The sequence below is a fragment of the Kitasatospora cineracea genome (assembly GCF_003751605.1).
GTDB lineage: Bacteria > Actinomycetota > Actinomycetes > Streptomycetales > Streptomycetaceae > Kitasatospora > Kitasatospora cineracea.
Map to the genome: position 1 here is coordinate 1,280,722 of NZ_RJVJ01000001.1, position 14,189 is coordinate 1,294,910.

The following is a 14,189-nucleotide window of genomic DNA, read 5'->3' on the forward strand; positions in this document are numbered from 1 at the left end:
CGCTAACCCCCAACTCCCGCCCCCACCAATGATTTTCGCCCCCGGGAACGCGGCCGGGCCCGCCCCACCGAAGTGGAGCGGGCCCGGTTCAGGCTGCCTGCGGAGCGTCAGTTCTTCCAGCGCGGCTTGCGGTCGCCGCCGCCGTTGAAGCCGCCGCGGTCGTCGCGGTTGAAGCCGCCACGCTCACGGTCGCCACCGAAGGAACGGCCACCACGGTCGTCACGGTTGAAGCCACCGCCCTGCGGGCGCCCACCGGAGCGGTGGTCGTCGCGCCGCGCGAACGGACGGCTGCCGCCACCGGCCTGGCCGCGGTCCCGGTCGCCGAAGGAACGGCCGCCGCGGTCGTCACGGTTGAAGCCGCCACGCTCACGGTCGCCACCGAAGGAACGGCCACCACGGTCGTCACGGTTGAAGCCACCGCGCTCGCCACGGTCCCGGTCGCCGAAGGAGCGGGCCGGACGGTCGCCGCCGAACGAGCGGCCGCCGCGGTCGTCACGGTTGAAGCCACCGCGCTCACGGTCACCGCCGAAGGAACGGCCACCACGGTCGTCACGGTTGAAGCCACCGCGCTCACGGTCGCCACCGAACGAGCGGCCACCACGGTCGTCACGGTTGAAGCCACCGCGCTCACGGTCGCCACCGAAGGAACGGCCACCACGGTCGTCACGGTTGAAGCCACCACGCTCACGGTCACCGCCGAAGGAACGGCCACCACGGTCGTCACGGTTGAAGCCACCGCGCTCGCCACGGTCCCGGTTGTTGTACGCCGGGCGCTCGCTGCGGGCCTCGCGGTAGGCCGGGGCGCGCTCCTCGGTCACCGGCTGCTCGGCCTCGACGGCCACGGCGGCGGCGACGGGGGTCTCGGCGTCGGCCTCGGCGGCCGGCTCCTCGTCCTCGATGCCCAGGTCGGCGCGCTCGCGGGCGGCGCGGGCGGCCAGGCGGTCGGCCTCCTCGCGCAGCTCGTTGGCGCGGCGCTGGGCGCGCTCCAGCTCACGGGTGAGCTCGGCGACCTCGCGCTCGGCGGCACCGGCGATGCCGGACGCGCTCTCGGCCTGGACCTCGACCAGCGAGCGGGCGCCGGTGATCTTGGCGACCTCGGCGTCGAAGGCGTGGTCGAGGATGTGGCGCGAGGCGTCCACGCCCGCGTCCTCCATCAGGCGGAACACGCCGCGGCGCTGGTGCGGCAGCACCAGGGTGACGACGGTGCCGGAGCGGCCGGCCCGGGCGGTGCGGCCGGAGCGGTGCAGGTAGTCCTTGTGGTCGCCGGCCGGGTCGACGTTCAGCACCAGGTCGATGCCGTCGACGTGGATGCCGCGGGCGGCGACGTCGGTGGCGACGACCACGTTCAGGTAGCCGTCCTTGAAGTCGCCGAGGACGCGGGTACGGGCGCCCTGGGTCATGCCGCCGTGCAGCGCGTCGGCCTTCACGCCGGACTCCACCAGCTGCTGGGCGACCCGGTCCGCGCCCATCTGGGTGCGGACGAAGATGATGGTGCGGCCCTTGCGTGCGGCGATCGCGCTGGTGATCGGCGCCTTGTCCTTGGGCTTCACGACCAGGATGTGGTGGGTCATGGTGGTGACCGCACCGGCCGACGGGTCGACCTCGTGGGTGACCGGGTTCTTCAGGTAGCGCTTGACCAGGGTGTCGATCTCGTTCTCCAGGGTGGCGGAGAACAGCAGGCGCTGGCCGCCGGCCGGCACCAGGTCGAGGATCTCGGTGACCTCGGGCAGGAAGCCCATGTCGGCCATCTGGTCGGCCTCGTCGAGGACGGCGATCTCGACCTCGTCCATCTTGGCGGAGCCGCGGTTGATCAGGTCGCGCAGGCGGCCGGGGGTGGCGACCAGGACGTCGACGCCGCGCTCCAGCGCGTAGATCTGGTTCGACATCGAGGTACCGCCGCAGACCACCTTCAGGCGCAGGCCGAGCACCGAGCCGAACGGCTCCAGCGCGTCGGCGACCTGCATGGCCAGCTCGCGGGTCGGGACCAGGATCAGGCCGCGCGGGTGCTTGGCCTTGGTGCGCTCGCCACCGGCGAGGCGGGTCAGCAGCGGCAGGCCGAAGCTCAGGGTCTTGCCGGAGCCGGTGCGGCCGCGGCCCAGCACGTCCTTGCCGGACAGCGCGTCCGGGATGGTCGCGGCCTGGATCGGGAACGGGGTGGTGACGCCGCGCTTGGCGAGCGCCCGGACCACGTCGTCGTGCAGGCCCAGGTCACCGAAGGTGATGGTGGGCTCGGCGTCGGCGTCGGCGGCGGTGTCCGCGTCGAGCTCGGCGTCGGTGTCGACGTCGGCGTCGGTGAGCTCGGCGAGCTCCGCGTCCAGGGTGTCGGTGTCGAGGGAGTCGGTGTCGGCGGCGTCGGACCCGTTCGCGGGCATGGCGAAGCGGGCGTCGTCAACGAGAGACATGCAAAACCTTCCGGAAGTGGCACGCGCCAAAGTCCGGTGGGTCTGTTGAAAAACCGCCTCTATGCGGTCAGCCACGGATCGCCGGAACGCGCCAAGGGCGCTCAAAGGTGTATGAGGAGCGCCAGCCAAATAGGATCAAACGAACGATCTACCACCATAGGGGAGCCTGGGGATCAGAGGCAAATCCCCTGGTCAGCACCTCGAACGAAGGCCCGAACCGGCCGCTCAGTGCGCCGACGGCGACTCGCTGGGGCCCTCCGACCCCGAACCGCTCGGCGTGGCCGACGGCGCCGGCGAGTGCGCGGGCGCCGACGGGCTGCCCTGCGGGCTCGGCGAGGCCGACGCCCCGCCGCCGCTCCCACCACTGCCGCCGCTGCCGCCACCGGCGGGCTGGCTGGGCGGCACCGAGGCCGGCGGGCTCGCCGTCCGCGACGGGGCCGCGCTGCCGGCCGGCCCGACCGGCACCTGCACCGGCGCGTTCGGCACCCCCTCCGACACCGGCGGCGGCGTGGACCCCGGCACGGGCGCCCCCGCGGCCGACGACGCCCCGGGTGACGCCCCGTCAAGGCTCAACGCCCCGCCGTGCTCCCCGTGCTGCACGGTCTGCCGCGGCCCCTGCCCGCCCCCGGGCCGGACGCTCGCCGCCGCCCCCGTCCCCGACGGCCGCACCTCCGGCTTCCCGCCCGGGACGTCCGCCCCCACCGACATGCAGCCGCCCAGCCCGAGCACGGCCAGCGCCGCCGCCACCGAGCCCGCCGCCGTCCGCCGCACCGACCAACCCGCCACCATCGAGCCACCTCCCGCACGGCCCGCCCGGGGACCGCCACCGTTCCCGGTGCCCAACGCGCGGCCGCCCCGCCGGGACACGGGTACCACCCCACCGGCTCCCGACCCCGTCCCCGCGCCCCCCGCTCCGCGCCCCTCGCCCCCGCGCACGCCCGCGCTCCCCCGCGGGCGCCTCACCCCCAGACCGCGTGCCCGATCCCCGCCCCCGCGTACGCCGCCGCCAACCCGGCGCCCAGCGACAGCCCGACGTTCGCCAACGCCGCCCCGCGGGAGGCGTTCTGGGCCAGCTTCAGGGTCTCGAACGAGAACGTCGAGTACGTGGTGAGCGCCCCGCACAGCCCCGTCCCGAGCAGTAGCCGGACGTCCGCCGGGGCGACCGCCGTGAGCAGGCCGAGCAGCGCGCAGCCGCAGACGTTGACGGTGAGCGTGCCCCACGGGAACCCGAAGCCGACCCGGGAGTGCACCGCCCGGTCCGTCAGGTACCGCAGCGGGGCGCCGACCGCCGCGCCCACCACTACCAGCAGCCAGTTCACTCCGCCACCTCCCGCTCCAGCAGCACCGCCCGGGTCGCGCTCGCGGCCCCCCACACCGCGGCCAGCGCAGCCAGCAGCGTCCCGCCCAGGTAGAGCAGCGCCTTGCCGGGCAGCCCGTGGTCGAGCAGCTGCTGCGCGTCCACCGCGTACGTCGAGAAGGTGGTGAACCCGCCGAGGATCCCGGTGGCCAGGAACGGCCGCAGCAGCGGGTGCGGCCGGCGCCGCCCCTCGGTGAGCGCCACCAGCACCACCCCGATCACCGCGCAGCCGACGGTGTTGACCAGCAGCGTGGTCCACGGGAACGCGTCCTTCGCCGTCGGCCACAGCAGCCCGGCCCCGTACCGGGCGCTCGCCCCGAGCACCCCGCCCGCGGAGACCGCGGCCACCACCCGGCCCTGCCCGCGCAGCACCGGCTCCCTCGTCGTCATGCCGCCCAGTCAAGCACCCGCCGATCCGCCCCCCGCCACCGCGTGGATGCCCTGGCGCCCCGTCAGCGGAACTCCGACAATGGGGCACGTGGAGATGACCCGGGACGAGTTCGAGGCGCTGGTGTCCGACGCACTGGACCAGATTCCGCCGAAGCTGGCCGCGATGATGGACAACGTCGCGGTCTTCGTCGAGGACGAACCCGACCCCGCCACCCCCGACCTGCTCGGCCTCTACGAGGGCATCCCGCTCACCGAGCGCGGCGAGTGGTACGCCGGCGTCCTCCCCGACCGGATCATGGTCTACATGGGCCCGACCCTCCGCCACTGCGACACCCGCGAGCAGGCCGTCGAGGAAGTCCGCACCACCGTGATCCACGAGGTCGCCCACCACTTCGGCTTCGACGACGACGAACTCCACGGCCTCGGCTGGTCCTGACCCCCGCCGCGCCGACCCCCCGAAACCGTTTTGGCGTTCCCGCCCGGCATCCCATATGCTTCTCGACGTCCCCGAACGCCGGATGATCCGGCCGGAAGGGCCGCAAGCCCTCATCGTCTAGTGGCCCAGGACGCCGCCCTTTCAAGGCGGTAGCACGGGTTCGAATCCCGTTGGGGGTACGCAGTACCGTAGTAAGGTCCTGTGCGGAGCAATCCGCACGAGGTCCCGTGGAGCAGTTGGTTAGCTCGCCACCCTGTCAAGGTGGAGGTCGCGGGTTCAAGTCCCGTCGGGATCGCTCGTCTCGCAAGAGGCGGTGCAGTACGGCCAGGTAGCTCAGTTGGTACGAGCGTCCGCCTGAAAAGCGGAAGGTCGCCGGTTCGACCCCGGCCCTGGCCACACAGTTCGACCAACAGGAAGCCCCCGAGCGCAACGCGCTACGGGGGCTTTTTCCTGCCGGTTGACGCCTACCGCACAGCGGACGGTCGGCCGCCGGAGCGATCGGGGCCTCGTGAGGGGCCGGAGAACGGGCGCCGCGGCGAACACCGCGCACGAGCACTGTCGGCCCGGGCCCCGGACTACGCTGAGGGGGTTGCCCGGCGCACCCCAGGAGACACCCCTCATGAACCCGGAGCACTTCGCACTCCTCGAAGAAGCCCGACGGAGCCTGCCCGACGGGTTCAAGGTGGAGATCTCGGGCGACACCATCGTCATGATGGTCAGCCCCTCGGGGATCCACCAGCGAAACCTGCTGCTGGTCCGCCGCCAGTTCGACAGGCACGCCCCCATCGATCTGCTGCCGAGCGAGAACACCGACCTGGTGTCACCCCACGTCGGCAAGAGCCGCAACCCGGACCTGACGTACCTTCCGAGCGAGGCGCTGGAAACGTCCGACAACCAGGTCCCGTCCGAGTTCGCCGTCGTCGCCGTCGAACTCGTCTCCCCCTCGAACCCGGAGAACGACTGGGTGGGGAAGGTGCGCGACTACCCGTTGATGGGCATCCCGCTGTACCTGCTGGTCGACGCCCGGCAGAAGACCGTCACCCTGTTCAGCCGGCCCGACGGTACGAAGTACCACCGCCGTGAGGACATCGAGTTCGGCGAGACGCTGCGGATCCCCGAGCCGTTCGACTTCGACCTGGTCACGAGCGACCTGCTGCCGCACTGACCCACGCCTGCCCGCACTGCCCACCACCGGTTGACGCCGACACCGACGCCAACCGGCTCGAACGGTGGCGCTCGACGATGACCTTCCCCGGACGGCAGAGGCGTTCGAGCCGGGGCACCCCGGCGCCCCGGCTCGGCCTGAAAAGCGGAAGGTCGCCGGTTCGACCCCGGCCCTGGCCACAGTTCGGAAGAGGCCCCGGAGCTCATGCTCCGGGGCCTCTTCGTCGTTCCGCCGCCGGGCGCCGTTGCCGCGCCTCGCGGGCCGGGCGCCTCGCGGGCCGGGCGGCTCAGGCGGGCGGGCGGCTCAGGGCGTCCGGTCGATCAGGGCGGCCAGGCCGTCAAGGATGCGGGGGAGGCCGAACTCGTAGGCGTGGTCGGCGTTGTAGGCGCCGCCCTGGGCCTGGCCGGCGGCGGCGCCGACGCGGGTGGCGACGGGGTAGCGGGCGGGGTCGAGGACGCGGGCGAGGAGGTCGGCGTTGGCCTCCCACCACTGCTGGTCGCTCATCGCGCTGTCCTGCTGGGCGGCGCGTTCGTCGGCGGCCGCCCGGGCGCAGGTCTGGACGAAGCCGAGCAGGTGGGTGAGGGCGGCGTCGAGGCGGACGTCGTCGAGGCCGGTGCCCTCGAGGGCGGAGAGCTCGTACTCGTACTTGGCCATCAGGCCGGGGCCGAGCGGCGGGCGGGTGGTGGGGACGGCGGCGGTCCAGGGGTGGGCGGCGTACAGGGCCCGGTTGTCGTCGGCGACCGCGGTGGCGCGGGCCCGCCAGTCGGGACCGGCGGGGGTGGTGCGGGGCATCGTGGCGTAGAGGGTGTCGAGCATCAGGTCGAGCAGTTCGGCCTTGCCGGGGACGTAGGTGTAGAGCGCCATCGGGGAGAGGCCGAGTTCCTGGGCGACCCGGCGCATGGTGACGGCGTCCAGCCCTTCGGCGTCGGCGATCCGGGTGGCGGTGGCGGCGATCGCGGCCGGCGAGTGGGCCTGCCGGGGTCCGCGCCGGCCGCCGGTGGCGGCGGTGGGGACGCCCCAGAGCAGGGCGAGGGTGTGCGCGGGGTCTCCGGCGCTGCTCCGGTTGCTGGCCATGCGGGGGATTCTCCCATGCAAAAATCTCCGTACTGTGTATAGTGTACTGCGTACGGAGATGATGGCCCGCATCCCGCGCCATGTCCGCACACACCCGTGCGTACACGCATGACCGATCCGGAAGGACCCCCTTGAAGATCAACCGATCCGCCGTGTCCCTGACCGTCGAGGACGTCGCGTCCTCCGCCGCCTTCTTCTCCGAGCACCTCGGCTTCCGGGAGGAGATGTCCGCCGACGGCTTCGTCTCGCTCGGCCACCCGGACGCCGGGCTCAACGTGGTCCTGCTCCGCCGCGGCCTGGAGGTCCTGCCCGAGGGCTTCCGCGACCAGCACGCGGCCGGGCTGATCCTGGCCTTCACCGTGGACGACGCCGCCGGCACCGAGACCCGGCTGCGGGAGGCCGGGGCGCCGATCACCATGCCGCTGCGCGACGAGCCCTGGGGCGAGCGGCTGTTCCAGACCACCGACCCGAACGGCGTGGTGGTCCAGTTCGTCGAGTGGCTGACCCCTGCCGAGGCCACCGTCGAAGCCGCCGCCGAGGCACCCGCCGAGGCGTGACGGGCAGGGGGCCGGCCCGCCCCGGCACCGGGGCGGGCCCGTCAGCGCAGCTTGCGCCGCACCGCCTTGCGGGTGTTGCGCACCCGCCGGTGCATCCGCTGGACGTTGGCCAGGGTGTGCACCCGGCCGGCCACGGTCAGGCGGTACTTGAGGCGCAGGAAGGGCGGGAGGGCGGCGAGGCGGTCGGCCCCGATGGCGCTGACCAGCCGGGTGACGTGCCGGTGGTAGGCGTACCGGTAGTCGTGGTCGCCGTCGGGGACGGTCCAGAAGAACATCGGGATCTCCTCGACCAGGGTGTTGTGGTCGTAGGCCCGCAGGTGCTCGCGGAAGACGGGTTCGGGCCGGTCGAGCAGCCAGCCGCGGACGAGTTCGATGGAGCGGACCCGGTCGGCGAGGCCGCGCGGGTCGGTGCGGCGCTGGGTGATCGAGCTGTCGCCGTCCTCGCGGATCCGCCAGTGGTAGATCGGCTCGGACAGCACGTCGACGCTCTTCGCCAGGAAGTGGTGCGGGACGCTGACGGGGGCGTCCTCGTAGAGCATGCCCTCGGGGTAGTCCAGGCCGGCGGCGGCGTGGAAGGAGCGCCGGTAGACCTTGTTCCAGGCGGTGCGGTCGGTGACCAGCGAGGGGTGCTCGCTGACGTGGGTGCGCAGCCGGGTCTCGGCGAACGGGCGGACGTGGACGTGCGAGGGCTCCAGTCCGGCGGTGCGCAGCCGCAGCACGTTGCCGGTGGCGAAGTCGGAGCCGGTGGTGTCCAGGGTCTCGACCATCAGCCGGTAGGCGTCCGGCGGCAGCACGTCGTCGCTGTCGACGAAGGCCAGGTACTCGGTGCCGGGGTCGAGGTGGCGCACACCGGTGTTGCGGGCGGCGCCGAGGCCCTGGTTCTGCTGCCGGACCAGGCGGAACCGCGGGTCGCGCCCGGCGTACCGCTCGGCGATGGCGGCACTGCTGTCGGTGGAGCCGTCGTCGACCATGACGCACTCGAGGTCGGCGAAGGTCTGCTCGGCGATCGAGTCCAGGCAGGCGGCGAGGTAGCGCTCGACGTTGTACACCGGGACGACGACGGAGAGGCGGGGGGCCATCGGCTGCGCGGCCTTTCGAAAGGGCACCCCGGAGGACGGCCGGGAGGGCCGCCGGGAATGCCGCCGGGCGCGAACCCGCGAAGCGTATCCAACCCCAACAACATTGCGGGAAACGGAAGGTGGCGCGAAAGTAGCGGAGGAATTCGCTCCGAATCCCCGCCCGGGCCGACCCGCGAAAAGGCCCACCGAGAAGCCTGCCGGAAGCCTGCCCGAAGCCCCACCGAGAACCCCGCCGGGAGCCTGCCCGAAGCCCGCTCGCAGACCCACCGAGAACCCCGCCGGAAGCCCGCCCGAAGGCCCGCCGACCGGTGGGCGCGCGAACGGGCGCGAACAACCGAGCGCCGCTGCCCACCCCCGTGGGGCAACGGCGCCCGAGCATCCGGATGCCGATCCTGCCGACCTGGTCCACGGTGTGTCAACTATCGTGGATTTTTCAACGAAGGTCCCGACCGTCGGGCGACCGACCACCACGTTTTGGGCACGAATCCCCCAACGATCGTGCAGAACAGGACCGTCGAGGGATACGCCCGGGGGTAAGGAGCCTCTATGATCCGGCACATGCCCCAGGAAACCCCCCGCGCCGAAGCCCCGGACTTCGCCAGCCGCTTCCGGCGCCTGATAGCGGTGATCTACCCCAAGGACCTCGGCCGCCCCTGGCGGGACAGCGAGATCGCCGAAGGCACCGGGCTGAGCGGAACGTACATCGGCAACCTGCGCAAGGGCACCCAGAAGCCGAGCCTGGAGAACGCCGTCCGGATCGCCAAGTTCTTCGGCGTCCCGCTCGACTACTTCTCCGATTCGGAGACCGCCCGCGCGGTGGAGCAGGACCTGCGCAAGATCGAGGCGCTGCGGGACGCCCGGGTCGAGCGGATCGCCATGCGGGCGGCCGGGCTGCCGCCGGAGATGCAGGACGCCGCACTCACTATTGTGGAGCAGTTGCGGCGGGCCGTGGGCCTGAACGACGGGCAGCCGGACGAGGCCGGCCCGGAGACGTGACGGAGCGCCAGCAGGTGCCGCTGGGACACTGGCGGCTGCCGGAAGGGGTCGACGTGCGGGGTGTGGGAAGCGGACTGGGCCGGACCCGCCGCCGGATGCGGGCGGTCGCGCGCGACCTGCGCCTGCCGCCGCTGAGCACCGTCGAGGAGCTGTGCGAGGCGGTCTCCGCGCACCTGGACCGGCCGATCCGGATCGCTCCGCGCCGGATGCGGGTCGGCGAGCCCTCCGGCTTCGTCGAGCGCCTGCCCGCCGAGGACGTCGTCCACGTCGAGCAGGAGACCTCCGGGCTGCACCGGGCGCACATCGTCTGCCACGAACTGGCCCACCTGCTGTGCGGCCACCTGACCGAGCCCGCGCTGCTCGACCCGGACACCGCCCGGGTCGAACTGCCCACCATCGACCCGGAGATGCTCCGGCTGGTGCTCGGCCGCTCGCACTACGACGACGCCGCCGAGGAGGAGGCCGAGGTGCTCGGCGCCGAGCTGATGCGCATCCTGGTGCTCGCACCCGGCGCCGGCACCACCTCGCAGCTCGCCCCCGCGCTGGAGCACCGCAAAGGACAGCATGTCTGAACTGCCGTACAACCTGGTCTACTTGGGTATCGGCAGCGCTGCCTGGCTGGTCGCCGCCCTGAAGCTGCGGGCCTGGCGGCGCGACCCGTCCTTCGGCCTGCTGGTGGTCGCCCTGGCGATCGCCTCCCCGGCCACCGCCTTCCTGCTGGCCTCCCCGCTGCTGTACCGGAGCATCGGGCACCTCACCGGCGTCGGCAACCTGGCCACCCTGTTCGTCTACCTCGGCATCGTCGGCTTCTCCGCCGCCGCCGTGGTCCTCGCCCTGGTCTGGACCCCGCCCGAGGAACGCGCCGGCGCCCTGATGTGGGCACCGCTGGACGACCGGCTGCGGCAGCGGGTGCGCCGCCGCACCGCGGTGTTCGCCGCCCTCGTCCCGGTCCTGGCCGTGCTGTTCCTGGCCGGCGGCCCGTACCGGCCCGAGACCCCGCTGACCTTCGACACCACCTTCGCGCCGCGCACCGCCACCGCCCTGTTCCTGGCGCTCTACCAGGGCCTGTTCGCCTACGCGCTGATCGACATCGGCCGGGTCTGCCTCGGCCACGCCGCCCGGCTGCCCGAGGGCTGGCTGCGCCGCGGCATCCGGCTGATCGCCCTCGGCGCGCTCACCGCCTGCGGCTACGTGCTGTGCAAGATCGCCGCGATCGCCCTCGCCCACGCCGGGGTCGAAGGCACCGAGTGGCTCAGCACCGCGCTCGGCCCGGCCTTCGCCGCGCTCGGCGCGATCGGCATCACCTGCGGCTTCGCCGGCCCGGCCGGCGCCGCCTGGGCCGTGCGCCGCCGCGACTTCCGCGCCCTGCGCCCGCTCTGGGACCTGGTCTACCGGGCCGACCGCCGCCTCGCCCTGGAGGGCCCGCCCTCCCCCGCCTGGCGCGAACGACTCGCTCTGCGCGACCTCGAATGGCGCACCACCCGGCGCGGCCTGGAGATCCGGGACGGCCAACTGACGCTCCGTCCGTTCGTCGACCCCGCCGCCGTCCACGCCGCGCAGCGCCTGGCCGGCCGCGCCTCGCTCGCCCCCAGCCACCGCGACGCCCTGGTGGTCGCCGCCGCGATGCGCTCCGCCGTCACCGCCCTCGCCGCCGGGACCGTCCCCCGCCCCCGCGAGGAGCAGCCCGCCCTGCCCGGCCTGGACACCGCGCCCGCCGAGGAACGCGCCCACCTCGTCCTGGTCGCCTCCTACCTGCGCTCCCCGCTGCTGGACCGCGCCCTGGAGCCCCGCGCGTGAGCACCCCCGCGCCGGCCCGGGACGCGTTCGCCGCCCTCGTCCTGCACCGGCGCCCGCAACGCGCCCGGGTCGGCCTGACGCTCGGCTTCGTGCGCACCTTCGCCGTCCCCGAGATCGCCGAAGTCCTGGACCGCACCGGCAGGTTGGCGTCCGCCCCGAAGGCCCGCGCGAAGGCCACCGGCGCCATGATGTTCGCCCTGGTCGGCCACGGCGTGGACAGCCCGGACGGGCAGCGGATCGTCGCCGAACTCGCCGCGGTGCACCGGCTCCCCGGCGTGGACGCCGAGCTGATGCGCTACGTGCTGGCCTGCTTCACCGTCTGCCCGGTCGAGTTCGCGCACGGCACCCCCGCCGAGCGCGAAGCGGCCGCCGCCTTCGCCTCCGACCTCGCCGCGGCCCTGCACCTCCCGCCGCTGCCCGGGCCCGGCCTGGCCGAGACCGCCGCCTGGATGCGGGAGTTCGAGACCGCGAGGTTCGCCCCCAGCGAGGCCGGCCGGCGCCTCTGGCACACCGTCGCCCCGCTCTTCGCCGCCCGTCTCCCCCGCCGCCTCGCCCGCCACGCCCCCGCCTTCGCCGCGGCCCTGCTCGACGCCCCGCTGCGCGCCGCCTTCGCCCTCCCCCGGCCGCCGCTCCCGCTGCGCGCCGCCGCCCGCCTCGCCTTCCACCTCACCCGCTGAACCGCCCGCCCACCGGCTGGACCGCCCGTCCAGCCGCCGGCCGGACCGCCCGGCGGCCCCCGGAAGGTTTCAGCTCCGCGGCCCGTGCACCCGGCGGTGGCTCCAGGCCAGCAGGCCGAGCAGGATCAGGCCGGACAGCACCAGGCTGGTCCCGGTCGCCCAGCCGGCCAGCGGGAGGGACGGGACCAGCACCGCCACGACGCCCGCGGCGATCAGCCCGAGACCGGCCAGGACCGAGCCCGCGATCCGCCAGCCCGAGGCGACGCTCGCTTCGACGCCCTGCATGGCCTTGACCCGGACCGGCTCCACGTACCGGGCGAAGGCCGGCACCGCGCGGGCGACCAGCACCATCCCGGCCAGCAGGAGCAGCATCCCGGGCCCGGGCAGCACCAGCAGCACCACGCCCACCACGATCAGGCCGGCCCCGGCCACCCCGAGGAGCACCCGGGCCACCGGATGGACCGTCGCCGGGTCCGCTTCGAATCCCGGCCGCTGCTGCTCGCTCATCGATCCACCCTAACCGGACGGCCGGCGTTCCCCGGAGCCGCCGAGCCGCCGAGCACCGGCCCGATGACCGTCGACCCACCGGCCACCGGCACACGCGTCGGGGCCGCTCCCCCCGGCGGTCCGGGAGGAGCGGCCCCGACGGTGCGCCGGACCGCGCTACATCCCGTTCTTGCGGATCGGGGTGTACTCGGCCAGCTTGGACATCGGCTCCTCGTGCGAGATGCAGCCCTGGCTGCCGGAGTCCTCCAGGATGATCGCCCGGGTGTGCGCCGCGTCCGCCCAGCCGCCGAACAGCACCACGTGCTGCTCCATGTCGCCGCGGGTGTGGTGGACCACCAGCGCGTCGCCCGGCTGGAGGTCCTGGCGGGCGATGTGGTGGGCGATGCCGCCCGACTCGCTGATCAGCGAGCCGGTGACGGTGCCGGGGCCGGGCAGGCCCCAGGCCGCGGAGAGGAAGCCGGAGCAGTCGACCCGGTAGCCGTTGGTGACGGCGCCCTGGCTGTAGCCGAGCCGGCGCTGGACCCGCTCCATGGCCCGTTCCACCATGGCCTTGCGCTCGTCGGACACCCCGTCCAGCTTGGGCTGGGCCTTCACGCCGACGCCCTCGCCGTTGCGCGGGTGCCGGTGGTCGGACCAGGAGTCCCAGCCGCTGCCGTTGACGATCTTGGTCTTCCAGTCGCCGGTCGACCGGTCCTTGATCTTCGGCCCGTCGTGCTTGCCGCCGGGGCCGCTGACGATCCCGGTGCCGTCGTTGCCGCTGGTGTCGTGGCCACCGCCGCCGCCACCGCCACCGGTGTGACCGCCACCGCCACCGCCACCGCCGTCAGTCCCGGTGTGGCCACCGCCGCCGGTCCCGCCGGTCCCGCCGCTCTTGCCCTTGTCGACGCTGTCGATCCCGGTCTGCGGCGACTTCGGCTTCTCCTGCTCGGTGTGCTGGCGCTTGAGCTCCTCGGCGATCTTCCGCTCGACCTCCTCGTACGAGGCGATCAGCTGCTTGATCTTCGCCGCGTCCTCACCCAGCTCCTTGGTGAGCTTCTCCTTGGTCTTCGCCAGTGCCTCGGCCCGGGCGTTGATGTTCTGGACGTCCTTGGCGACCTCCGCCAGGATCTGGCCGGCCCCGAGGACACCCATGATCCAGCCCGAGAACACGTCCGTGGCGGCCGCCTTGGCGACGGTCGCCTTGATCTCGCCGAGCCGGCCCGACATCTCCTCCATCCGCTGGTTGATCTGCGCGAAATCCTGCTGGATCTTCTGCAGCTCACCCGGCTGGAAGCCGAACTGATTCCCCGCCATCGTGCTGTTTCCCCCTGTGGTCGGCCCGGCCCGTACGGGCCGGGTCCGGTGTGCTGCGGTCGGTCGTCGCGCCGGCCGGTGACCGCCGGCCGGTCGCGTCGGAAGATCGTCAGAGGACGTTGGCGAGCTGCTTGACCGAGTCGCCGAGCTGGCCGAGCTCGTCCGCGACGGAGTTCAGCTCCCGGACGCGGCCCTGGGCGTGCGCGATGAAGGCGTCCGCGGCCGCGCCGTGCCAGGTCAGGCCGCCGAGCACGGCGCTGACCTCGCGGCCGAGGCCGTCGACCTGCTTGCCCAGTTCGGCCAACTCCTGGGCGATCTTGTTCAGTTCGGCGTCGGCGTCGCCGAACATCTTGCCGAGCGCCCAGTGCGCGATCTCGGCCGGCGCCATGACGATGTCCTCGCCGACCTTGACCACGTCACCGGCGAGGTGCTTGACGTCTCCCCACAGATCCATGGCGG

At 73.5% G+C, this 14,189-nt stretch carries 15 protein-coding genes and 3 tRNA genes; 10 read left to right on the forward strand and 8 right to left on the reverse strand.

The annotated features are described in order from the left end of the window. Nucleotides 1-107: 107 nt before the first annotated feature. From EDD39_RS05755 to crcB (EDD39_RS05770), 3 genes are all read right to left on the reverse strand, one after another. Nucleotides 108-2,402, reverse strand: a complete 2,295-nt coding sequence (locus tag EDD39_RS05755; RefSeq protein ID WP_123553692.1) for a DEAD/DEAH box helicase — start codon at nucleotides 2,400-2,402, stop codon at nucleotides 108-110. Nucleotides 2,403-3,361: 959 nt separating this feature from the next. Continuing rightward, on the reverse strand, nucleotides 3,362-3,721 hold the full coding sequence (gene crcB, locus EDD39_RS05765; RefSeq protein ID WP_123553697.1) for a fluoride efflux transporter CrcB: 360 nt from the start codon (nucleotides 3,719-3,721) through the stop codon (nucleotides 3,362-3,364). Continuing rightward, nucleotides 3,718-4,149 carry a fluoride efflux transporter CrcB gene (gene crcB, locus EDD39_RS05770; protein ID WP_123553699.1) on the reverse strand — a complete coding sequence of 144 codons (432 nt, stop codon included), beginning with the start codon at nucleotides 4,147-4,149 and terminating at the stop codon, nucleotides 3,718-3,720. Before crcB (EDD39_RS05770) ends, crcB (EDD39_RS05765) begins: the two co-directional genes overlap by 4 nt. Nucleotides 4,150-4,228: 79 nt before the next feature. Between crcB (EDD39_RS05770) and EDD39_RS05775 the strand changes: the two genes are divergently transcribed. From EDD39_RS05775 to EDD39_RS05795, 5 genes are all read left to right on the forward strand, one after another. Continuing rightward, a complete protein-coding gene (locus tag EDD39_RS05775) occupies nucleotides 4,229-4,585 on the forward strand; it encodes a metallopeptidase family protein (RefSeq protein ID WP_208765455.1) in 357 nt (118 codons plus the stop codon). A 106-nt stretch (nucleotides 4,586-4,691) separates the two neighbouring features. Further along, a tRNA-Glu gene (locus tag EDD39_RS05780) sits at nucleotides 4,692-4,764 on the forward strand. Between the two features lie 42 nt (nucleotides 4,765-4,806). Then, a tRNA-Asp gene (locus EDD39_RS05785) sits at nucleotides 4,807-4,880 on the forward strand. A gap of 27 nt (nucleotides 4,881-4,907) precedes the next feature. Further along, nucleotides 4,908-4,981: transfer RNA gene (locus EDD39_RS05790), tRNA-Phe, on the forward strand. Between the two features lie 223 nt (nucleotides 4,982-5,204). Continuing rightward, nucleotides 5,205-5,750: a Uma2 family endonuclease gene (locus EDD39_RS05795; protein ID WP_123553701.1), complete on the forward strand. Its 546-nt coding sequence runs from the start codon at nucleotides 5,205-5,207 to the stop codon at nucleotides 5,748-5,750. A 303-nt stretch (nucleotides 5,751-6,053) separates the two neighbouring features. Here EDD39_RS05795 and EDD39_RS05800 read toward each other — a convergent pair whose 3' ends face one another. Continuing rightward, nucleotides 6,054-6,824 carry a TetR/AcrR family transcriptional regulator gene (locus EDD39_RS05800; protein ID WP_123553702.1) on the reverse strand — a complete coding sequence of 257 codons (771 nt, stop codon included), beginning with the start codon at nucleotides 6,822-6,824 and terminating at the stop codon, nucleotides 6,054-6,056. A 131-nt stretch (nucleotides 6,825-6,955) separates the two neighbouring features. Between EDD39_RS05800 and EDD39_RS05805 the strand changes: the two genes are divergently transcribed. Then, nucleotides 6,956-7,381 carry a VOC family protein gene (locus EDD39_RS05805; RefSeq protein ID WP_123553704.1) on the forward strand — a complete coding sequence of 142 codons (426 nt, stop codon included), beginning with the start codon at nucleotides 6,956-6,958 and terminating at the stop codon, nucleotides 7,379-7,381. Between the two features lie 41 nt (nucleotides 7,382-7,422). Here the strand turns inward: EDD39_RS05805 and EDD39_RS05810 are convergent, their stop codons facing one another. Next, nucleotides 7,423-8,460: a glycosyltransferase family 2 protein gene (locus tag EDD39_RS05810; RefSeq protein ID WP_123553706.1), complete on the reverse strand. Its 1,038-nt coding sequence runs from the start codon at nucleotides 8,458-8,460 to the stop codon at nucleotides 7,423-7,425. A 558-nt stretch (nucleotides 8,461-9,018) separates the two neighbouring features. Between EDD39_RS05810 and EDD39_RS05815 the strand changes: the two genes are divergently transcribed. From EDD39_RS05815 to EDD39_RS05830, 4 genes are read left to right on the forward strand one after another with little or no spacing between them, the layout of a single operon-like run. After that, a complete protein-coding gene (locus EDD39_RS05815; RefSeq protein WP_063759586.1) occupies nucleotides 9,019-9,456 on the forward strand; it encodes a helix-turn-helix domain-containing protein in 438 nt (145 codons plus the stop codon). Continuing rightward, entirely contained in the window at nucleotides 9,453-10,028 is a 576-nt protein-coding gene (locus EDD39_RS05820; RefSeq protein ID WP_123553709.1) for a hypothetical protein, read from the forward strand. The genes EDD39_RS05815 and EDD39_RS05820 overlap by 4 nt, the downstream gene beginning before the upstream one ends. Then, nucleotides 10,021-11,253, forward strand: coding sequence for an MAB_1171c family putative transporter (locus EDD39_RS05825; RefSeq protein ID WP_123553711.1), 1,233 nt, complete (start codon nucleotides 10,021-10,023; stop codon nucleotides 11,251-11,253). The genes EDD39_RS05820 and EDD39_RS05825 overlap by 8 nt, the downstream gene beginning before the upstream one ends. Further along, nucleotides 11,250-11,930, forward strand: coding sequence for a DUF2236 domain-containing protein (locus tag EDD39_RS05830; RefSeq protein WP_123553712.1), 681 nt, complete (start codon nucleotides 11,250-11,252; stop codon nucleotides 11,928-11,930). The genes EDD39_RS05825 and EDD39_RS05830 overlap by 4 nt, the downstream gene beginning before the upstream one ends. Before the next feature lie 69 nt (nucleotides 11,931-11,999). Here EDD39_RS05830 and EDD39_RS05835 read toward each other — a convergent pair whose 3' ends face one another. The 3 genes from EDD39_RS05835 to EDD39_RS05850 form a co-directional block, all read right to left on the reverse strand. Then, the gene (locus EDD39_RS05835) at nucleotides 12,000-12,437 is read right to left on the reverse strand and encodes a PGPGW domain-containing protein (RefSeq protein WP_123553714.1); all 438 of its coding nucleotides are present in this window, start codon (nucleotides 12,435-12,437) and stop codon (nucleotides 12,000-12,002) included. 156 nt (nucleotides 12,438-12,593) lie between these two features. After that, nucleotides 12,594-13,730 carry an NlpC/P60 family protein gene (locus EDD39_RS39335; RefSeq protein WP_162869947.1) on the reverse strand — a complete coding sequence of 379 codons (1,137 nt, stop codon included), beginning with the start codon at nucleotides 13,728-13,730 and terminating at the stop codon, nucleotides 12,594-12,596. Nucleotides 13,731-13,839: 109 nt separating this feature from the next. Continuing rightward, nucleotides 13,840-14,184, reverse strand: coding sequence for a hypothetical protein (locus EDD39_RS05850; protein WP_051816754.1), 345 nt, complete (start codon nucleotides 14,182-14,184; stop codon nucleotides 13,840-13,842). Nucleotides 14,185-14,189 lie beyond the last annotated feature (5 nt).